The organism is Nocardioides sp. FY1077, from assembly GCF_058681775.1.
In genome coordinates this window covers 823,022-843,658 of record NZ_JBZWDB010000001.1, presented here as the reverse complement: position 1 = coordinate 843,658, position 20,637 = coordinate 823,022, and the positions used below count along the sequence as shown (strand labels likewise).

The 20,637-nt window shown below is 74.4% G+C and carries 15 protein-coding genes; 8 read left to right on the top strand and 7 right to left on the bottom strand.

The window, feature by feature from the left end; genetic code table 11:
- Window positions 1-32: 32 nt before the first annotated feature.
- The 7 genes from AC4OR8_RS03915 to AC4OR8_RS03885 form a co-directional block, all read right to left on the bottom strand.
- Window positions 33-1,331 (bottom strand): anthranilate synthase component I family protein, encoded by a 1,299-nt coding sequence (locus AC4OR8_RS03915; RefSeq protein WP_492164261.1) that lies wholly within the window; start codon window positions 1,329-1,331, stop codon window positions 33-35.
- Window positions 1,332-1,390: 59 nt separating this feature from the next.
- Window positions 1,391-1,963 (bottom strand): anthranilate synthase component II, encoded by a 573-nt coding sequence (locus AC4OR8_RS03910; protein WP_492164260.1) that lies wholly within the window; start codon window positions 1,961-1,963, stop codon window positions 1,391-1,393.
- A 44-nt stretch (window positions 1,964-2,007) separates the two neighbouring features.
- On the bottom strand, window positions 2,008-3,915 hold the full coding sequence (locus tag AC4OR8_RS03905; RefSeq protein WP_492164259.1) for an anthranilate synthase family protein: 1,908 nt from the start codon (window positions 3,913-3,915) through the stop codon (window positions 2,008-2,010).
- A gap of 83 nt (window positions 3,916-3,998) precedes the next feature.
- Window positions 3,999-6,227, bottom strand: coding sequence for a HelD family protein (locus AC4OR8_RS03900; protein ID WP_492164258.1), 2,229 nt, complete (start codon window positions 6,225-6,227; stop codon window positions 3,999-4,001).
- Between the two features lie 483 nt (window positions 6,228-6,710).
- Entirely contained in the window at window positions 6,711-7,988 is a 1,278-nt protein-coding gene (locus tag AC4OR8_RS03895; RefSeq protein ID WP_492164257.1) for a hypothetical protein, read from the bottom strand.
- A complete protein-coding gene (locus tag AC4OR8_RS03890) occupies window positions 7,985-8,575 on the bottom strand; it encodes a SigE family RNA polymerase sigma factor (protein WP_492164256.1) in 591 nt (196 codons plus the stop codon). Before AC4OR8_RS03890 ends, AC4OR8_RS03895 begins: the two co-directional genes overlap by 4 nt.
- 251 nt (window positions 8,576-8,826) lie before the next feature.
- Complete coding sequence (locus AC4OR8_RS03885) at window positions 8,827-9,615, bottom strand: enoyl-CoA hydratase family protein (protein WP_492164255.1); 789 nt, start codon at window positions 9,613-9,615, stop codon at window positions 8,827-8,829.
- A 179-nt stretch (window positions 9,616-9,794) separates the two neighbouring features.
- Here AC4OR8_RS03885 and AC4OR8_RS03880 point away from each other — a divergent pair, with 179 nt between their 5' ends.
- The 8 genes from AC4OR8_RS03880 (at window position 9,795) to AC4OR8_RS03845 (ending at window position 20,637) form a co-directional block, all read left to right on the top strand.
- Complete coding sequence (locus AC4OR8_RS03880; protein WP_492164254.1) at window positions 9,795-11,420, top strand: sulfatase family protein; 1,626 nt, start codon at window positions 9,795-9,797, stop codon at window positions 11,418-11,420.
- 146 nt (window positions 11,421-11,566) lie between these two features.
- Window positions 11,567-13,165: a molybdopterin-dependent oxidoreductase gene (locus AC4OR8_RS03875; RefSeq protein WP_492164253.1), complete on the top strand. Its 1,599-nt coding sequence runs from the start codon at window positions 11,567-11,569 to the stop codon at window positions 13,163-13,165.
- Window positions 13,166-13,695: 530 nt separating this feature from the next.
- Window positions 13,696-14,388 carry a fasciclin domain-containing protein gene (locus AC4OR8_RS03870; protein ID WP_492164252.1) on the top strand — a complete coding sequence of 231 codons (693 nt, stop codon included), beginning with the start codon at window positions 13,696-13,698 and terminating at the stop codon, window positions 14,386-14,388.
- 151 nt (window positions 14,389-14,539) lie between these two features.
- Window positions 14,540-15,154: an ECF RNA polymerase sigma factor SigK gene (sigK, locus tag AC4OR8_RS03865; RefSeq protein WP_492164251.1), complete on the top strand. Its 615-nt coding sequence runs from the start codon at window positions 14,540-14,542 to the stop codon at window positions 15,152-15,154.
- Window positions 15,151-15,873: an anti-sigma factor gene (locus AC4OR8_RS03860; RefSeq protein WP_492164250.1), complete on the top strand. Its 723-nt coding sequence runs from the start codon at window positions 15,151-15,153 to the stop codon at window positions 15,871-15,873. Before sigK ends, AC4OR8_RS03860 begins: the two co-directional genes overlap by 4 nt.
- Window positions 15,870-17,981: an FAD-dependent oxidoreductase gene (locus AC4OR8_RS03855; RefSeq protein ID WP_492164249.1), complete on the top strand. Its 2,112-nt coding sequence runs from the start codon at window positions 15,870-15,872 to the stop codon at window positions 17,979-17,981. The genes AC4OR8_RS03860 and AC4OR8_RS03855 overlap by 4 nt, the downstream gene beginning before the upstream one ends.
- On the top strand, window positions 17,978-19,318 hold the full coding sequence (locus AC4OR8_RS03850) for a class I SAM-dependent methyltransferase (RefSeq protein WP_492164248.1): 1,341 nt from the start codon (window positions 17,978-17,980) through the stop codon (window positions 19,316-19,318). Before AC4OR8_RS03855 ends, AC4OR8_RS03850 begins: the two co-directional genes overlap by 4 nt.
- The gene (locus AC4OR8_RS03845) at window positions 19,315-20,637 is read left to right on the top strand and encodes a class I SAM-dependent methyltransferase (RefSeq protein WP_492164247.1); all 1,323 of its coding nucleotides are present in this window, start codon (window positions 19,315-19,317) and stop codon (window positions 20,635-20,637) included. Before AC4OR8_RS03850 ends, AC4OR8_RS03845 begins: the two co-directional genes overlap by 4 nt.

Sequence of the window (20,637 nt, the reverse complement as noted above, 5' to 3'; positions counted from 1 at the left end):
GCGGTCGAGGCTATCGAGCGGGTGTTTCACGGTCATGACACCCCACTGAACTCCTGGGAGAGCACGTGGAGCAAGCGCTCGGCCTTCATCCGCGTCTCCTCCCACTCCTCGGTCACCTCCGAGTGGACGGTGACCCCGCCACCGGTACCCACCTGCCAGCGGCCGTCACCGGTGGTCGTCAGCGAGCGGATCACCACGCCGAGGTCGGCGCGCCCGTCGCCGCCCACCCAGCCGAGCGCGCCCGCGTACGCCCCGCGCGGGGTGGCCTCGACCTCGTCGACCACCTCCATGGTGCGCCGCTTCGGCGCCCCGGTCATCGACCCGGCCGGGAAGAGCGCGCGCAGCGCGTCGAGGGTGGTCACGTCGTCGCGGAGCCGCCCACGCACCGTGGTGACCAACTGGTGCACCGAGGCGTAGGACTCCACCGCCATCAGCCGCGGCACCTCCACCGTGCCGGGCGCGCACACCATCGCCAGGTCGTTGCGCAGCAGGTCGGTGACCATCAGGTTCTCGGCGCGGAACCGCGGCAGCGTGGCGAGCGCCTCGCGCTGCGCGGCGTCCTCCACGGGGTCGCCCGAGCGCGCCGTGGTGCCCTTGATCGGGCGGGTCTCCACCGTGCGGTCGGCGCCGACCCGCGCGTAGCGCTCCGGGCTGCTGCTCAGCAGCCAGCCCCGCGCCCCGTCGACGTCGTGCTGCACGAACCCGGCGTACGGCGCCGGGTTGGCCGCGCGCAGCCGGGCGTACGCCGCGAATGGCGCCACTCCGCTCTCCACCCGCAGCCGGTGGGTCAGGTTCACCTCGTAGGTGTCTCCCGCGTGCAGTCGCTCCTGCACCCGGTCGAACGCCTCCCGGTAGGCGGGGGTGGGGTCGCGGGTTTCGCCAGCCGGCTGGCGAAACCCGCACCTGTCGGCCGTCGCGTGGGCCGACAGGTGCGGGTCCGGGCCGACAGGTCCGTCGTCGGCGCCGGGCCTGTGGGTCGCGGGGTGGTCGACGACCCGCAGGTGGGAGGGCCGCACCCACACCGCGTCGGGCACGTCGGTCGAGGCGCGGGCGGGCAGGTCGGGGCGGCAGGCGTAGCCCCAGTAGCCGAGCCAGGTGTCGTCGGGGCGGCCCGCGGCCACCTCGGCGGCGAGGACGGCGAACGGGTCGTCGCCCACCACCCGCGCCTGGCCGCCGGCATGGCGGGTCACCTCGCGCCGGGCCGCGGACCAGGTGAGCGACACGTCGTCGTCCTCCAGCCAGCCCACCAGCGAACGCCGGCCCGACCAGTCGCGACCCCCGCCGCCGTCGAGCCACACGACGCGGGAGCAGCGGGCCGCGAGCGCGCCCACCCACGCCTCCAACCCGTCCGGACCCGCAGGGCCGTCCGACCCACGGGGCGCGTCCGGCGTCACGCCGCGCCCAGGAAGTTCGCGACCAGCCGCTCACCGTTCTCGGAGAGCACCGACTCGGGGTGGAACTGCACGCCGACCAGCGGCAGCGAGCGGTGCCGCACGGCCATCACCAGGCCCGAGTCGTCGTCGGTGGCGGTCGCCTCGAGGCACGACGGCAGCGCGACGGCGGCCAGCGAGTGGTAGCGCACCGCGGCGAACGGCGTCGGCACGCCGGCGAAGAGCCCGGTGCCGTCGTGGCGCACCCGCGCCAGGACGCCGTGCCCGGGCGGCACCCGCTCCACGCGACCGCCGTACGCCGCCACCAGCCCCTGCATGCCCAGGCACACCCCCAGCACCGGCCGGGTGCCGGCGCGCAGCACCGCGCCGCCCACCGCGAAGTCGGCCGGCTCGTCGGGGTGCCCCGGGCCCGGGGACAGCACGACGTGGGAGTGGCGCAGCACGTCGTCGGGCTCCACCTCGTCGTGCTGCACCACCCGCGGCAGCGTCCCGGTCACCGCGGCCACGAGGTGCACCAGGTTCCAGGTGTAGGAGTCGTGGTGGTCGACCACCACCACGTCGGCCCCCGCCACGCCAGCCCCCACCACGCCGGCCCCCGGAGCGGACGCCACCGCGCTCAGCGGTCCAGCAGCAGCGAGACCACGATGTCATGCAGCAGGTCGTAGCCGTGCTCGGTGAGGATCGACTCGGCGTGGAACTGGATCCCGCGGTAGTGCGGCCCGCGCAGCAGGTGGACGTCGCCGGTGGCCTCGTCGACCTCCACCTCGACCCCGTCGGGCAGGCCGGCCGCGCCGACGCGTCCCACGAACGTGTTGTAGAACCCGACCCGCTCGGTGCGCCCCGCGATCGGGACCGCCGACTGGGTGCCCTGGAAGACGATGTCCTTGAACGCGAGGTCGAGGCCGAGGGTGTGGCAGAGCGCCTGGTGGCCCAGGCACACCGCGAGGAACGGCTGCTCCGAGGCGAGCACGTCGGCGACCGCCGCGCGCAGCTTCGCCATCTTGGGGTCGTCGCCGTCGCGCGGGTCGCCCGGGCCGGGGCCGATCACCACCAGGTCGTGGCCGTCGAGGCAGCCCGGCACGTAGTCCTCGTGGCGCACCACCTCGCTGGTCATGCCCAGCACCCGCAGGACGTGGCGCAGCATGTTGACGAAGTCGTCCTCGCCGTCGAGCACCACCGCGCTCAGCCCCCGCAGGCGCGGGTCGGGCGGCGAGCCGCCCTGGTCGGTGAGCCAGAACGACGACAGCCGCCGGTTGCGCGCGTTGAGCGCGAGCAGCACGTCCTCGTCGAGCACCAGCTCGGCGACGTCGGTGGTCGGCACGGGCGCGGGCGGGACGAGCCCGAACGCGCTGAGGATGCCGCCGGCCTTGGCGTGGGTCTCGGCCACCTCGTAGACCGGGTCGGAGTCGCGCACCAGCGTGGCGCCGGCGGTCACCCGCAGGTTGCCCTCGAGGTCCACGTCGGCGCTGCGGATGACGATGGGGCTGTCGACCACCGGCCCGCCGGCGGCGTCGCGGCCCAGCACGGCCAGCGCCGCGCCGTAGTACCCGCGGCCCTCGGTCTCGTACCGCGTGATCAGGCGGCAGGCGTTCTCCACCGGGGAGCCGGTGACGGTGGCGGCGTACATCGTGTCGCGCAGCACCTCGCGGGGGTCGCGGGTGGTGCGCCCGGCCAGCAGGTACTCGGTGTGCACCAGGCGGCTCATCGGCTTGAGGAACGGCCCGAGCACCTGCCCGCCCTCGGTGCAGATGTCGCACATCATCTTGAGCTCCTCGTCGACCACCATGAAGAGCTCGTAGACCTCCTTCTCGTCGGCGAGGAAGTCGAGCAGCTGCTGCTTGGTGTCACCCTCGGCGGGGATGCGGAACGTCCCGCTGATCGGGTTCATCCGCACGTCGCCGCCGTGGATGGAGACGTGGCGCTCGGGGCTGGCGCCCACGAGGTAGCGGTCGCCGGTGAAGAACACGTAGGTCCAGTACGCGCCGCGCTCGCGCTCGAGCAGCCGCTTCAGCACGGTGAGCGCGGTGGCGGCGCCCCAGTCGGCGAGCCTCGCGCGGTAGTTGCGCCCCAGCACGAGGTTGGCACCCTCGCCCTGGCCGATCTCGTCGTCGATCACGGTGCGCACCAGCTCGCCGTACGTCGCGTCGTCGGTGTCGAAGCCGCCGGTGTCGGCGAAGGTCACCGGCACGTCGTCGATGGCGGCCACCACCTCGGCCACGGAGAACTCCAGCTCGGTCTCCACGTCGACGACCACCAGCGGGGTGCCGTCGTCGTGGGCCTCGAAACCGCGCTCGCGCACCTGACGGAACGGGATGGCCAGCAGCCGGTCGGCGACGTGGCCCTCAGCGGGCGGGCCGTCCTCGAGCGGCACGTCGAGCAGCGACTCCACGACGTGGCGGCGCCCGCCCACCAGGCCCACGGTGTCGCGGTCACCGGCTCGGGTGGAGCGCCGGATGACCGCCCACGCCTCGTGCTCCTGGAGCGCGGCGAGGGCGTCCCGGGCGGATGGCGGCGTGGTCGTCATGCGCGAACTGTAGTGGGGCCCGTGGCGGCCCCCGCGGGCCGGTGCGAGGCCCGACGGGCGCCGACGAGCGCCGACGTGCGCCGTCAGCCTACGGTGGTGAGCAGCTGCGTGGCGCGGGTGAGCACGACGTAGAGGGTCGCCCGGCCGGTGGCCGACTCGTCCTCGATCTCCTGGGGCCGCACGACCACGATCGCGTCGAACTCCAGGCCCTTGGTGTCGAGCCCGGTCAGCACCACCACCCGGTCGTCACCGGACGGCGACGCGCCCGACCCGCCCGGTCCGGCGGCCTCGCGGGCCGACGGCGCGTCGTCGGCCCGCTCGGGCCAGCCGGCCAGCCAGCCGTTGACCTCGGCCCGGCGGGCCACCGGCACCACCAGGCCGACGGTGCCGCCGACGCGCCCGGCGACCTCGTCGACGGCCGCCCGAGTCGCCTCCTCGAGGCTGTCCTCCCCGGTCACCTCGACGACCCGCGGCTCCTCCCCGGTGGAGCGCACCGCGGTGGGCAGGTCGGCGTCGAGCCCGACCCGGGCGGCGTACGCCGCGGCGAAGTCGTAGATCTCCGCGGAGTTGCGGTAGTTCGTCGACAGGTGGAACTCGTGGAGGGTCTTGCCGAGCAACGCCTCCGCGCGCGCGGCCGCCGACTCCTCCGGCACCGGCCACGACGACTGCGCGGGGTCGCCGACGATCGTCCACGACGCGGTGCGCCCGCGCCGTCCGACCATGCGCCACTGCATCGGGGTGAGGTCCTGGGCCTCGTCGACCAGCACGTGGGCGAACGGGTCGTCCTCGATGCGGTGGGTGGGCGCGGTCCACGACCGGCCGGCCGGGGCGTACTCGCGGTCGGCGGCGGTGGTCAGCTCGCTCATGTCGTGACCGCCCTCGAGCAGCCCGGTGTCGTCGAGGTCGCGCTCGTCGTCGGTGCGGGCCGGCACGTCTCCGAGGGCGTAGCGCAGCTCGTCGAGCAGCGGCACGTCCTGCACCGACAGCCCCGCGTCGGGCTCGGAGGACCCCCACGACTTCAGCAGCAGCCGCTGGTCCTCGGCGTCGAGGACGCCGTCGGCGACCCGCGCCAGCGTCTCGGGGTCGCGCAGCCAGCCGAGCACCGTGGGGGCGTCGAGCGGCGGCCACCAGGCGGCGGCGAACTCCAGGAACGACGGGTCGGACAGCAGGTCGTCGTTGAAGGCCTCGCGGCCGCGCTCGCGACCCCGCTCGCCGCGCACCTGGCGCCACAGCGCGTCGAGCAGGGTGCCCGGCACGCGCGGGAGCTGCCGGTTGCGCCGGCCCTGCGTCATCAGCTGGCGCCGCAGCCGGCCCAGCAGGCCGCGGTCGAGCAGCAGCACGTCGTCGCGCCAGAACACCCGGAACTGCGTCGGACCGCCCGGCGCCTGCTGGCGCGCGAGGCGCCGCAGCACCTCCGCCATCCGCGCCGAGCCCTTCACCGCGGCCACCGCCGGCTCGTCGTGGCGCACGGCGCGCACGCCGTCGACCACCTCGCCGAGCGAGCGCAGGGCCACGGCGGTCTCGCCGAGGCTGGGCAGGACCCGCTCGATGTAGCGCATGAACACCCCGCTGGGCCCGACGACGAGCACGCCGCCGGCCTCGTAGCGGCGCCGGTCGTTGTAGAGCAGGAACGCCGCGCGGTGCAGCGCGACGACGGTCTTGCCGACACCGGGGCCGCCGGAGATGGTGACCACGCCCTTGCCGGGCGCCCGGATGGCACGGTCCTGCTCGGCCTGGATCGTCGCCACGATGGAGTGCATCGTGCGGTCGCGGGCGCGGGAGAGCTGGGCCATCAGCGCGCCCTCGCCGATGATCGGCAGGTCGGCGCCGCTCTCCTCGAGGCGCTCGGCGTCGAGCAGCTCGTCCTCCACGCCGGTGACCCTGGGACCGGCGCAGCGCAGCACCCGCCGGCGGATCACGCGGTGGGGCTCGGCGGCCGTGGCCTGGTAGAACACCGCCGCGGCCGGCGCGCGCCAGTCGATGAGCAGCGAGTCGCGGTCGGCGTCGCGCAGCCCGATGCGGCCGACGTAGCGGGGCGCGGGGTCGAGGTCGGGGTCCATGTCGAGGCGACCGAACACCACGCCCTCGTGGGCGGCGTCGAGCTGGGCGATGCGCCGCGCGGCCTGGAACACCATCGCGTCGCGCTCCACCAGCCCGCCCTCGTGGCCGAGGCGGGCGCGGTCGTGACCCTCGCGCGCCAGCTCGCGCGCGTTGCGGGCCGACTCGGTCAGCTGGAGGTGGACCCGGTCGACGAACGCCTGCTCGGCGGCGATCTCCCGCTCGGCCTGCTGGTCCGCGGTGCTGCTGCTCAACCCTGCTCCTCGACGTGCCCGCGCCACCCCCTGGTGGCGAGCAACCTGACTTTACCGCTCCCCCGCGCTCGCCGGTCGGGCACATCCCGCTGCGGACGCCGGGACGCCGCTGTCGTGCCGAGGAGCGCCGACCTCGTCGGTGGTCGAGTGCCGAGGAGCGCCGACCTCTTCGGTGGTCGAGTGTCGAGGAGCGCCAGCGACGAGGTGTATCGAGACCGCCCGGCGCGCACGGGTCTCGATACGCTCGCTGGCGCTCGCTACTCGACCAACGAACCGCGGACTCTCCTCGGTGGTCGAGCGCCGAGGAGCACCGGACCCGTTCGGTGGTCGAGTGCCGAGGAGCACCGGACCCGTTCGCTGGTCGAGTGCCGACGAGCGTCGGACCCGTTCGGTGGTCGAGTGCCGACGAGCGTCGGACCCGTTCGGTGGTCGAGTGCCGAGGAGCCCCAGCGACGAGGTGTATCGAGACCACCCGAGGCGAGGTCAGTCGGCGGGGGTCCAGCGCAGCACGGTGCCGCCGTCGGGGTCGACGGTCCACACCTCACCGCGCAGCAGCAGGGTGCCGCCCGTCATCGTCGGGGTGCCGGCGCGGTTGTCGTAGCTGCCGTCCGACACCGGTCCCGACACGCTGCCCCGCGACACCGGCGAGCGCAGGCCGGGCGGGAGGACGAACCCGACCAGGACGTCCTCGGCGCCGGGACCGGTCAGGTCGATCGTCACCCTGCCCCCGTCGGCGGGGTCGACGCCGCCGAACGTCCAGGCCCGGCCCTCGGCCTCGACGGTGCGCTCGACGGACATGCCGGAGACCGTGGCGGCCGGCGCCTCCGGCTCGTACACCCCGACGCCGAGCGTCGTGGCCTCGTCGAGGAGCACCCGGGGGCCGTCGGAGCCGCGGGTGAGGAACACCTCCACCTCGTGGGCCCGCCCCGGTGCCCCGCCGTTGTCGGAGGTCGGTCCCGGGGTGCCGGTGTCGTCGGGGCTGCAGGTCGTCGCGACGCCCGGGCGGCCGTCCACCTCCACCTGCAGCCACAGCCCGCGCCGGTCGGTGGTGCAGGAGGTCCAGATCTCCGCCTGCTGCTCCGCCGTGGTGTAGCCGGCGGTGACCGAGGTGTCGCCGGGGCTCGACACCTGCGTGTCCAGCAGCCGGGCGCCGGACTCCTCGGCGCGGAACCGGCCGTCGCCGGTGCCGACGCCGGCGGGCGGCTCGCCGTCCGGCTGGTAGAGGGCCAGGCCGGCGACCGCCTCCGCCGGGGCGCCGTCGACGCGCACGACGAGCCGCGAGCCGGGGTACGCCGGGACCGGCACCTCCACCGCGCCGCCACCGGTCGAGCGCGCGACCGGCGAGCCGTCTCGCCAGAGGGTCGCGGTGCCGTCGCCGAGGTCGGCGGCGACCAGCGACACCACCCCGTCGTCGTCCCCGCCGGGCACGCGCAGCCGCAGCGCGTCCCCGGCGCCCGCCTGCTCCGTCGCGGTCAGCTCGTAGCCCTGGCCGAGCACCGTGACGCTCGCGGGCACCTCGCGGCCCGCGACGGTCGGCACGGCCGCCGCGTCGACACCGGCGTCGTCCTCGAGCAGCCCGGCGCCGAGGCCGGCGCCGCCGACCAGCACGACCGTCGCGGCGACCGCGGCCACGCCCCGGCGGCGGCGGCGCACGACCCCTGCGCGCCGGCGCACGGCCACGGTGCGGGCCCAGGTGTCGTGGTCGGCGACGGTGTCGGCGTGCCCGGCGAGGGTGTCGCGCAGGTCCTGGATGCTGCTCATGCCGGGTCTCCCTCGTGGACGGCGGGCGCCGCGGTGTGGTCAGGGGCGAGCGAGGGATCGATGCGCAGCTTGGCGAAGGCCTTGCTGGCCTGGCTCTTCACGGTGCCGACCGAGCAGCCGAGCACCCGGGCCGTCTCGGCCTCCGACAGGTCGTCGAACCAGCGCAGCACCACCACCGCGCGCTGGCGGCGCGGCAGCCGCTCCATCGCGGCCCACAGGTCGTGGCGGGCGTCGGCGGCGGCCGTCGCGTCGCCCGACGGAGCCTCGGGCAGCTCCTCGGTGGGCGACTCGCCGTTCCAGCGTCGACGCCACCAGGTGGCGTAGGTGGTCACCAGGATGCGGCGCACGTAGGCCTCCGGGCTGCCCTCGATGCGGCCCCATGCGAGGTAGCCCTTGGTGAGCGCCGTCTGCAGGAGGTCCTCGGCCAGGGCGTGGTCGTGGGTCAGCAGGTACGCCGTGCGCAGCAGGCTGCCCGACCGAGCGGCGACGAACTCCTCGAAGCCGACGCGCTCCTGCGGCACCGGTCCTCCCGAGGTGGGCGCGGTGTCCCGCGTCCGGGTCAGTGGGGTCATGTCCTGCTGGACCACCTGGCCCACCTCTCAGGTTGCCCGGCCGGCGACCCCGTTCCGGCCGTCATCATGCCGATGGTGTCGAGGGGTCTCGATACGCTCGCTGGCGCTCGCTACTCGACCAACGAAGGGCGGCTCGCCTCGCGTGTCGAGGAGCGCCAGCCCTTCGGTGGTCGAGTGCCGAGGAGCGCCAGCGACGAGGTGTATCGAGACCACGCGGACCTGCCGGTGGTTTCGACACCATCCTCGCTGCTCGACCGACGGACGGGTCAGCGGCCGCGGGTGAGGAAGGCCGTCATGGCGGCCTTCGCCTCGTCGGAGCCGAAGAGGCGGGCGGAGAGGTCGGCGAGGTCGTCGCCGCGGGCGTCGAGGTCGGCGAGCACGGCGCGGTTGAGCAGCGCCTTGGTCTCGCGCAGGCCCTGGGGGGCCCCGGTGGCCAGCGACCGGCACACCTCGGCGACGGCGTCGTCGAGGTCGTCGGGCTCCACCGCACGGGTCACCAGGCCAGCGGCGGCGGCGTCCGCGGCGGTGAACACCTCCCCGCCGAGGGCGGCGAGGGCGGCGGCGCGCGAGGTCATCCGCGGCAGCACCGTCAGCGAGATCGCGGCGGGCGCCAGCCCGAGCTTCACCTCGGTGAGGGCGAACGTCGCCCCCGTGGCGCAGACTGCGACGTCGGCGGCGGCCACGATGCCGGTGCCGCCGGCCCGCACCGGCCCCTGCACGCGCGCGACCACCGGCTTCGCCGAGGCCAGCAGGCGTCGCTGCAGCGCGACGATCGCGCGGGCGCCCTCGGCCATCGACCCCGAGGCGGCCTCGGCGAGGTCGGCGCCGGAGCAGAACACCCGTCCGGTCGCCGCGACGACCACCACCACCACGTCGGGGTCGGCCTCGGCGCGGTCGAGCCCGGCGTGCAGGTCGCCCAGCAGGCGCCGCGACAGCGCGTTGCGGTTGTGCGGGGAGTCGAGGGTGAGCGTGGCCACCGGCCCGTCCACCCGGTAGCCCACGAGCGGGCCGTCGGCGGGTGCGGCAGCGGTCTCGTCGGCCGGGAGGGGTGACATGCGCGACATCCTGCCGCACCCGTCCCCCGTCCCGCCCGCCGTCGTCGGCCGCCGGCCCGGGGGCCCCGCTCCGACGGTGCGGGAGGGTGCCGGGCCCTCGGCTATCGTCGCCCGGGCCGGGGCAGCCACGACGCGCCCGTCCGTGCGACCGCCGCCCCGAGACCGATCCTGGACCTCCTGTGACCCCGTTCCGCGCGATGCTGCTGCTCACGCTGCTGCTGTCGACGCTCGCGGTGGGCCTCGAGGTGGTGGAGCACCGCGGCTCGGGCACACCGGCCGCCGTGGTGGCCGCGCAGCCGCCGTCCGCGACGCCCGCCACCTCGGTGCAGCGCCTGGCCGACGCCGGCCTCGCGCCCGTGGGGGTGGACGCCCGCACGGCCCCCGGCGACGAGCGGCCCAACATCGTGCTGATCATCACCGACGACCAGCGCTACGACGAGATGCAGTTCCTGCCCCGCACCGAGCGGCTGCTCGGCGACGCCGGGCTCACCGCCACCCAGGCCGTGACGCCCCACCCGCTGTGCTGCCCGGCGCGTGCGGAGATGCTCACCGGCCAGTACGCCCAGAACAACGGCGTGCACACCAACTTCGCCCCCGAGGGTGGCTACGACCGCCTGGACACCCGCCACACGCTGGCCACCTGGCTGCAGGACGCCGGCTACAACACCGCCTTCGTCGGCAAGCACCTCAACGGCTACTCCGACAAGGACGGCCGCGACCCCGGCTGGACGATCTTCGACGCCAGCAGCCACGGGTTCTCCGACTACGTCGACTTCACCCAGTACGCCAACGGCGAGTCGGTGCAGGAGCCGGGCTACTTCACCGACTACGTCTCGCAGAAGTCCGTCGACTACGCCCACGAGCTCAGCGAGCGCGACGCGCCGTTCTTCATGTGGGTCGCCCACTTCGGCCCCCACGCGTCGCGCAAGACCCCCGACTGCGAGGCCGGGGAGACGTGCACGCTGCGGGCGCCCGCGGCCGGCCCCACCACGACGCTGCAGCGCCGCGTGATGGGCGACGCCACCACCGACGACGCGGCGCGCGCCTACGCCCGCGAGCTGGTGGCCAAGCCGTCGTTCAACGAGCGCGACGTCTCCGACAAGCAGCACCTGGTGCGCACGAAGCCGCGGGTGGCCGCCCGCCAGGCCTACGAGCAGGTCGTCGGACGCGCCGCCGCGCTCGACGAGGTCGACCGCTCGGTGGACCGCCTGGTGGCCCAGCTGGCCGCCGACGACGAGCTCGACAACACCTACCTGGTCTTCGTCACCGACAACGGCTACCAGCTCGGCGAGCACCGCTTCTGGGGCAAGATCCTCCCCTACGAGGAGAACCTCCGCACGCCGATGCTGGTGCGCGGTCCGGGCGTCGAGGCCGGCTCGCGCACCGACCGGCCGATGACGCTGGTCGACCTGGTGCCGACGTTCCTCGACATCGCCGGCGCCCGCGCCGACCTGACCCTCGACGGCGTCTCGATGCTCGACCTGTGGCACGGCGAGCGCGGTGAGGACCCTCACAAGGGCGGCGTGCTCATCCAGGCCGGTGCCTACAAGTCCGAGACCGGCCCGCGCGGCTGGTTCTACCGCGGCATCCGCACGGCGCGCTACACCTACGCCCGCTTCGACGACGGCTTCGAGGAGCTCTACGACCGCGAGCGCGACCCGTTCCAGGTCGAGTCGGTGGCGCAGTCGCCGCGGTACGCCGCCGTGCGCGCCGAGCTCGAGCGCCGTACCCGCCTGCTGTCGCGCTGCGCCGGGCCCGCGGCGTGCAACCGCGACTTCGGGCCGGTGCCCGAGCCCGGTCGCTGAGCCGCTCCCCCACCTCGGCCGGCCCCCTGACCGGCCCCCTGACCGGCCCCCTGACCGGCCCCCTGACCGGCCCCGGTGGGACCCGGGTCACCCGGGACGGACACCGGTTCGGGAATCCGGGACGCCCGCGGCTCCGAACACCTGCCATGACCTCCTCACCGCGCACCCGGGTCGGCCCCGCCGCCATGTGGGCCCTGTTCGGCGTCCTCGCGACGCTGGTGGGCATGGCCGCGGGCCACTTCCTGGCCGCGCTGACCACTCCCTCCGCCTCTCCCGTGCTGGCGGTGGGCTCCCGGGTCATCGACGCCACGCCCACGCCGGTCAAGGAGTGGGCGATCCGCACCTTCGGCACCGCCGACAAGCCCATCCTGATCGGCTCGGTGCTGGTCGTGGTGCTGCTGCTCTCCGCGGTGGCCGGGCTGCTGGCGCGCAAGCGCTTCCTCCTCGGCGCGGCCCTCCTGGTCGTGCTCGTGGCCGTGGCGGCGTTCGCCGCGCTCACCAGCACCGGCGCCAAGCTGTCCGACGTCGTGCCGAGCCTGGTGGCCGCCGCGACCGGTGTCGCCGCGCTGTACCTGCTCCACCGCACCGCCACCCGCGCCGAGGCCAAGGCCGCCCGCCCGACCGAGCCCGGCTCGGGCTCCGCCCACGCCGCCCACGGCGCCGGCGACGACGTGCGCAGCCCCTCGCGGCGCGGCGTGCTGATCGCGACCGGCGTGCTCGCCCTCGCCGCGGCCGCCCTCGCCGGCGCCGGGCGCCTGATCACCAGCGTGCGCACCCGCCCCGAGGACGTCGAGCTGCCGACCGCGGCCGACCCGGTGCAGGCGCTGCCGACCGACCTCTCCGAGCAGTACCCCGGCATCTCGCCGCTGCGCACCCCCAACGACGACTTCTACCGCGTCGACACCCGCCTCGACACCCCGATCCTGTCGGCCGACGATTGGACGCTGACCATCGACGGCGACGTCGACGAGGAGGTCACGTTCACCTTCGACGACCTGCTCGAGATGGACCTGATCGAGCGCGACATCACCATGACCTGCGTCTCCAACTCGGTCGGCGGCGAGTTCGTCGGCGCCGCCACCTGGCTGGGCGTGCGGGTCACCGACCTGCTCGAGCGCGCCGGCATCGAGGGCACCGGGGCCGACCAGCTCCTGGCCACCGACTACGACGGCATGACGATCTCCACGCCGCTCGAGCTCGCCGTCGACGGGCGCGACACGATGATCGCGATCGGCATGAACGGCGAGCCGCTCCCCCGTGAGCACGGCTTCCCGGCGCGGATGATCACCCCGGGCCTCTACGGCTTCGTCGGCGCCTGCAAGTGGATCACCCGCCTCACGCTGACGACGTACGACGAGCAGACGGCCTACTGGACCGACCGCGAGTGGGCCACCGACGCCCCGATCAAGATCTCCACCCGCATCGACACCCCCAACGCCCTCGACCAGCTCGACGCCGGACAGAACATCATCGGCGGCGTGGCCTGGGCCCAGCAGAAGGGCGGCGTCGCCAAGGTCGAGGTGCAGATCGACGGCAGCGGCTGGCAGGAGGCCGAGCTCGGCCCCGACGTGAACAACGACTACTGGCGTCAGTGGTTCTACAAGTGGGACGCCCGCGACACCGGCCAGCACACCATCGCCGCGCGGTGCGTCGACGGCGAGGGCAACGTGCAGACGCCGGCGTCCGCCCAGCCCTTCCCGAACGGCGCCAGCGGCATCCACTCGCTCATCGTCAGCGTCGCCTGACCCGGCACCGCCCGCAGCACGAGCCGCACCAGCGGCCCACTCGGCCCCGTCCGCGCCCCACGGCGCGCACGGGGCCGTGCTGCGTCCTGCAGCTGCGTGCACCTCACGGTGCTCAGCCCCCCGGCGGCGACACCGGACGGGGCCGGACGTCATACGGACCGTGGATGCGACCCCACAGAACGCATGACGCTCGACGCCGCGCCCCCCTCGAGCTGCGCGGCACAGGGCGGGGCCGGATGTCATACGGACCGTGGATGCGACCCCACGAAACGCATGACGCCCCGCCCGCCCCACCCAGGACCGAGAGGCGACACAGCGGAGCCCGGTCCAGCGGGGCGAGGAGGAGAGCGGCCACCGAGAGCCGAGCGACGACGTGCCGCCTGCGGCGGCGGGGGCCGCTACACCCGGACCGGCCGGAAAGCCACCCTTCTGGGCCAGGAACGGGAATTCCTCCCACACCGACCAATCCGCCTCCCCCCCGGTGCCGAACTACCCCCGTCCAGTCACTCAGACGGAAGGCAAGATTCCCCATGAAGAACACCACGTTCCGCCGCAACAGCGCCGCCGCTGTCGCCACCCTCGCCCTGTCCCTCTCGCTCGTCGCCTGTGGCGACGAGGCGGAGGAGGCAGCCTCCACCGGCGCCGACGCCGCCGAGAGCGCTGCGCCCTCCGAGGAGTCCACCCCCTCCGAGGAGTCCTCGGCTCCCGCCGAGGAGGAGACCTCCGAGGCTCCCGCCTCCGAGGCCGGCGCCCAGACCTTCGGTGACGCCTGCGCGGCTGTCCCCACCTCCGGCCCGGGCTCCTTCGACGGCATGGTCCAGGACCCGGTCGCCACCGCCGCGAGCAACAACCCGCTGCTCTCGACCCTCGTCGACGCCGTCACCGCGGCCGACCTGGTCGGCACCCTGAACGACCTGGAGGCGGCCACCGTCTTCGCGCCCACCAACGACGCGTTCGCCGCGATCCCGCCGAAGGACCTCAAGGCCGTGCTGGCCGACAAGGAGCTCCTCTCGACGATCCTGACCTACCACGTGCTCCCCGAGAACCTCGACCCCGAGGCCGTCGTGGGCAAGCAGAAGTCGGTCCAGGGCGGCACCGTGAACGTCATGGGCGACACCGAGGGCATGACCGTCAACGGCGTCGACGTGCTGTGCGGCAACGTGCCCACCGCCAACGCCACCGTGTACGTCATCGGTGAGGTCCTGATGCCCCCGGCCGCCTGAGCCGGAGCACCCAGCACCGCCCAGCGCGAACCAGCACGAACCAGCACCACCGAGCACGACCCGGCAGTACCCTGCACCACCTAGCAGTTGGCACGACCCGCTGGCCGGACCGGACCAGCACCGGTCCCACCGGCACGAGAGAATGACTGACGTGGACGAAGCCAGGCCAGCAGCCGCCGGGGCCCCCCTGCAGAGGGGGGCCCCGGCGGCCCACGCCGCACCCGACCTCGCCGAGCTGCTCAAGCAGTCCGGCCGAGGAGACGAGGCTGCGTTCGCGCGTCTGTACGACGCCACCTCGTCGCGGGTCTTCGGGCTCGCGGTCCGGGTGGTGCGTGACCCGGCCCAGGCCGAGGAGGTCCTCCAGGAGGCCTTCCTGGAGATCTGGCGCACCGCCACCCGCTTCGACCCCGACCGGGGCAGTCCGCTCAGCTGGCTGCTCACGATCACGCACCGCAAGGCCGTCGACCGGGTCCGCTCGGCGGAGGCCTCCAGCCGGCGCGACGAGAAGTACCACCACCAGAACCAACCGGTCGACCACGACTCGACCGCCGAGGCCGCACACGCCTCGCTCGAGGCACGTCGGGTCCGCGGCGCGCTGAGCAGCCTGACGGCCGTCCAGCGCGAGGCCGTGGAGCTGGCGTACTTCGGTGGCTACACGCACACAGAAGTTGCAGGACTGCTCGACCTCCCGGTCGGCACCGCCAAGACCCGCATCCGAGACGGATTGATCCGGCTGCGCGACACGATGGGAGTGGGTGGGTCATGAGCGACAGCCATGCGCTCTCCGGGGCATACGCGATCGACGCCCTCGACGACGACGAGCGCGCGGAGTTCGAGCGTCACCTCGACACCTGCGCCGAGTGCCGCGACGAGGTCCAGGGGCTGGCCGAGGCCGCCTCCCTGATGGCCGAGGCCATCGCGATCGCCCCACCGGCCCACCTGCGCGACCGGGTGCTCACCGGCATCACCACGGTGCGACCGCTGCCCCCCGTGGTGGCGGAGGTGACCTCCCTGTCCGACCGGCGCGAGCGCCGTCGGTTTCGCGGCCTGGTGGCCGCGGCGGCTGCCGTGATCGTCGTCGGCGGCGGCGGCGCGGTGTGGACCGCGTCGCAGGACTCGCCCCAGGACTACACCGCCGTCGAGGCCGTCAAGCGCGCCGACGACGCGGAACGCTTCCAGGTGGCCCTCGCCGAGGGCGTCGACGCCGACGCCGCGGCCACGGTCATCCGCTCCGAGGACCTCAACCGCGCGGTCATCGTCACCTCCGACATGCCGCCGCCGCCCGAGGGCTACATGTACGAGCTGTGGCTGCAGCGCGACGGCCAGTACGTCGCAGCGGGGCCGATGGCCTCCGAGGGCGACGAGACGGTCTTCAGCGGCCAGGCCGCCGACGCCAGCGGCGCGGCGATCTCGCTGGAGGAGGCCGGCAGCCAGCCGGTGCAGCCGAGCGAGACGGTGCTCGGGACGGTCGAGTTCGAGGCATGACCTCCACCGCCCGGGTGGCGGTGGTCGGATCGGGTGTGGCGGGGCTGACGGCTGCCCACGTCGCCTCGCGCTCCGCCCACGTCACCCTCTACGAGGCCGACGAGCGCCTCGGCGGCCACGCGGACACCTCGCTGGTCGTCGACGACGCCACGGGTCGCACGCTCGGTGTCGACACCGGCTTCATCGTGCACAACCGCCGCACCTACCCCGTGCTGCTGCGGCTGTTCGCCGAGCTCGGCGTGGAGACCCAGCCCTCCGAGATGTCGATGTCGATCCGCGACGACGACACCGGGCTGGAGTGGGCCGGCGCGCTGGGCCGCCGCGGGGTCTTCCCCCGCCGCGACAACCTGACGCGCCCGGCGTACCTGCGGATGCTCACCGAGGTGCCGCGCTTCCACCGCGCGGCCCGCGCCCTGCTGGCCACGCCCGGCACCGGCGCCGACCAGCCGCTGCGCGACTTCCTGGCCCAGCACGGCTTCACGCCGTTCTTCACCCGGCACTTCATGGAGCCGCTGGTGGCAGCGGTGTGGTCGTGCGACCCGGAGGTGGCCCTCGACTACCCCGCCCGCTACCTGTTCACGTTCCTGCAGCACCACGGCATGCTCTCGGTGTTCGGCTCGCCGACGTGGCGCACCGTCACCGGCGGAAGCCGCACCTACGTCGCCCGGGTGGCCGCAGGGCTCCCCGACGTCCGCACCGGCACGAAGGTGACCTCCGTGCAGGAGAGCGCCACCGGGGTGGCCGTCACCGACGGCAACGGGGTCGTCGACACCTACGACGCCGTGGTCCTGGCGACCCATCCCCACCAGGCGCTCGCGGTGCTGGCCGAGCCGACGCCGGCGCAGCGCGAGGTGCTCGGTGCGATGCCGTACGCACCCAACGTGGCGCTGCTGCACACCGACACCTCGCTGCTGCCGACGACCCGCAACGCGTGGGCGTCGTGGAACTTCCAGCGCCCCGCCGCCGACGCGCCGCGCCCCGACGACAGCCCGGGCGTCGTGGTGACCTACGACCTCACCCGCCTGCAGCGCCTCGACACCGACACCCACTACCTGGTCACCCTCGGTGGCGAGCACCTCGTCGACCCCGCCACCGTCATCGAGCGCATGGAGTACGAGCACCCGCTCTACACCCCCGCCTCGGTGGCCGCGCAGCAGCGCCTGCCCGAGCTCGACACCGACCGGGTGGCCTTCGCCGGCGCCTACCACGGCTGGGGCTTCCACGAGGACGGCGCACGCTCCGGCCTGGCCGCCGCGGAGCGCCTGGGGCTGGCCTGGCCCGAGGAGCCGGGTGCCGCTCCCCGCGTGGAGACGCCCGCGATCTACGACACCACGGTGCGCCACACCCGCCGGCGCCCGTTCGAGCGGCGCTTCACCCACACCTCCCACACCTGGCTGGTCGACCTCGACGACCTCCCCGACCACGGCGCCCGGTCGTGGTTCACGGGCTCGTTCGAGGCCCGGGACCACCTCGGCGACCCGGCGCGCAGCATCCGCGACAACCTCGAGGCGTTCCTGGCGACCGCCGGCGTCACCCTGCCGACCCCCGCCGAGGGCGGTCGGGTGCTGATGGCCGCGCAGCCGCGTGCTCTCGGCCACTGCTTCAACCCGATCACCGTGTTCTGGTGCCTCGACCGCGCCGGGCGCGGTGTCGCCACCGTCGTGGAGGTGCACAACACCTACGGCGACCGGCACGCCTACCTCGTGCACCCCGACGCCCAGGGCCGCGCCCGCACCGACAAGGCGATGTACGTGTCGCCGTTCCACGGCACCGACGGCCACTACGAGCTGGCCGTGCCGGTGCCCGGCGACCGGCTGCACGTCGCGGTCACCCTGCACAGCGACGACGGCGCCGTGTTCAGCGCCTCCCTCGACGGCGTGCGCTCCACCACCGGCGCCCTGCGTGCGGCACCGGCGGCGCTGAGGGGCTCGCTGCTGATCCGCGCCCACGGCACCTGGCTGTGGCTGCGTCGGCTGCCGATCCGGCCGCGGCCCCCGCACGCCCAGCCGACGGTCCAGCCGCCCGTCGCCCAGCGCCACCTGTCCCCCGCCGGCCCCGCAGACCTCGGGGCAGGCACCGACCCAGCACCGGAAGGAGGCCCGCGGTGACCATCACCCGACCGGCCCCCGAGGGCGGCCCCCAGCCGCCGGCCCGCTCCGCCCACCCCGCCACCGAGCGCTGGGGCGGCCTGGACGTCGTCCCGTCCGGCGCACGCACGCAGGTCAGCGCCCGCGTCGCCCGGCGGCTGTTCACCGCCGCGCTCGGCCGGCTGCCGCTCACCGTGGTGATCGAGGACGCCGGCGGTACCACCACCGTCGGCCGCGGCGGACCGGTCGCGGTCGTGCACCGCCCCGAGGAGTTCTTCGCCCGGCTCGGGCGCGACCAGCTGATCGGGTTCGGCGAGGCCTACCTCGTGGGGGCCTGGGACGCCGAGGACCTCGGCGGCTTCCTGGCCGTGCTGGCGGCCCGCATGGGCGACCTGGTGCCCCGACCGCTGCAGCGCCTGCGCGCCGTGGTGACCAAGCGGCCCCCGCGGGCGCAGGTCAGCTCACGGGCCAACTCCCGCGACAACATCGCCCACCACTACGACCTGTCGAACGCGCTCTTCGAGCTGTTCCTCGACCCGTCGATGAGCTACTCCTCCGCGCTGTTCGACGTGCCCGTGGCCGACCACGGCGACCACCACGTGGCGGCCACCCCGCTCGGGGTGACCAGCGACGACCTGCACGACGCCCAGGCGCGCAAGATCGAGCGGCTCCTCGACGCCACTGGCGTCACCGAGGGCACGCGGGTGCTGGAGATCGGCTCCGGCTGGGGCGAGCTGGCCCTGCGCGCGGCGCAGCGCGGCGCCGACGTCCTGACGATCACGCTGTCGACCGAGCAGCAGGCCCTGGCCCGCGCCCGGATCGAGGCGGCCGGCATGTCGCACCGCGTGCGCGTCGAGCTGTGCGACTACCGCGCCGTGTCGGGCGAGTTCGACGCCGTGGTGTCGGTGGAGATGATCGAGGCGGTCGGCCACCAGTTCTGGACGACGTACTTCCAGACCATCGACCGCGTGCTGGCCCCCGGCGGCCGCGTCGGCATCCAGGCGATCACGATGCCGCACGACCGGATGCTGGCCACCCGCAACACCTGGACCTGGATCCACAAGTACATCTTTCCCGGCGGCTTCCTGCCGTCGGTGGAGGTCATCGACGAGGTGACTCGTGCGCAGACCTCGCTGCGGCTGAGCGACCGGCTGTCCTTCGGGCAGCATTACGCCGAGACGCTGCGGCTGTGGGACGAGGCCTTCCTGGGCGACGCCGACGGCGTGCTCGAGCTCGGCTTCGACGACACCTTCCTGCGCATGTGGCACTTCTACCTCGAGTACTCCCGGGCGGGATTCGCCTCGGGCTACCTCGACGTCAACCAGGTCGTGCTGACCCGACCCGAGGAGCGAGCGTGACCGACACCGTGCCCACCACCACCACGACCGGCCCCACCGACCCCACGACTGCGCCCGGCGGCGTCGCCGGACGCCTCGCCGAGGCGCTGCGGCCCTTCGTCGGCGGCGACCTCCCGGTGCGCCTGCGCGCCTGGGACGGCTCGGAGGCCGGCCCGCTCGACGCGCCGCTGGTCGAGATCCGCACCCCCGACGCGGTGCGCCGGCTGCTGTGGCGCCCGGGCGAGCTCGGCGCCGCCCAGGCCTACGTCACCGGCGAGATCGAGGTGCACGGCGATCTCGACGCCGCGCTCACCCACGCCTTCGCGGTGGCCCGCGAGCGCGGGCTGTCGGGCGGCGGGCTGCCCGCGCCGGCGGCCATGGCGCAGGCGCTGCGCACCGCCAAGGACCTCGGCGTCCTCGGCCTGCCCCCGGCCCACCCGGCCTCGCAGGCGCGCATCCGCGGGCGGCTGCACTCCAAGCTGCGCGACGTCCGCTCGATCAGCCACCACTACGACCTGTCGAACGAGTTCTACTCCCTCATCCTCGAGGAGAGCATGGCCTACTCCTCGGGCTACCACTCCTCGCCTGAGCAGCCGCTCGAGGAGGCGCAGGCGGCCAAGCTGTCGCTGGTGTGCCGCAAGCTCGGCCTCGAGCCCGGCATGCGGCTGCTCGACGTCGGCTGCGGCTGGGGCTCGCTGTCGCTGCACGCCGCCGAGCACTTCGGCGCCCGGGTGGTGGGCGTGACGATCGCGGCCGAGCAGAAGCGGTTCATCGACGCCCGCATCGCCGAGCGCGGCCTGCAGGACCGCGTCGAGATCCGGCTCCAGGACTACCGCGACGCCGTCCCGCCGGCCGGCGAGGAGTACGACGCCGTGTCGTCGATCGAGATGGGCGAGCACGTCGGCCAGTCGAACTACCCCACCTACGCCTCCGTGCTGCACGACTCCGTGCGCCCCGGCGGGCGGGTGCTGGTGCAGCAGATGTCGCGCACCGGCCGGTGGCCCGGCGGCGGTCCGTTCATCGAGTCGTTCATCGCCCCCGACATGTACATGCGCCCCGTCGGGGAGACCGTCGCGTTCCTCGAGCGCGGTGGGCTCGAGGTGCGCGACGTGCACGCGATGCGCGAGCACTACGTGCTGACCGTCGCCGGCTGGCTGGCCCGCTTCGAGGCCAACGTCGAGCGGCTCACCGAGCTGGTGGGCGAGGAGGTCGTGCGGGTCTGGCGGCTCTACCTCGTCGGCGGCGCGATGGCGTTCCGCGACGGCCGGATGGGCGTCGACCAGGTCCTGATGGTGCGCCCGGGCGGCCCCCACACGCTGCCCTGGGTCCGCGACCTCTGA

Excerpts from the sequence above, each read along its gene's own strand:
- AC4OR8_RS03855 (WP_492164249.1), top strand. The coding sequence starts at position 15,870 with ATGACCTCCACCGCCCGGGTGGCGGTGGTCGGATCGGGTGTGGCGGGG.
- AC4OR8_RS03875 (WP_492164253.1), top strand. The coding sequence starts at position 11,567 with ATGACCTCCTCACCGCGCACCCGGGTCGGCCCCGCCGCCATGTGGGCC.
- AC4OR8_RS03895 (WP_492164257.1), bottom strand. The coding sequence starts at position 7,988 with ATGAGCAGCATCCAGGACCTGCGCGACACCCTCGCCGGGCACGCCGAC.
- AC4OR8_RS03870 (WP_492164252.1), top strand. The coding sequence starts at position 13,696 with ATGAAGAACACCACGTTCCGCCGCAACAGCGCCGCCGCTGTCGCCACC.
- AC4OR8_RS03905 (WP_492164259.1), bottom strand. The coding sequence starts at position 3,915 with ATGACGACCACGCCGCCATCCGCCCGGGACGCCCTCGCCGCGCTCCAG.
- AC4OR8_RS03860 (WP_492164250.1), top strand. The coding sequence starts at position 15,151 with ATGAGCGACAGCCATGCGCTCTCCGGGGCATACGCGATCGACGCCCTC.
- AC4OR8_RS03885 (WP_492164255.1), bottom strand. The coding sequence starts at position 9,615 with ATGTCACCCCTCCCGGCCGACGAGACCGCTGCCGCACCCGCCGACGGC.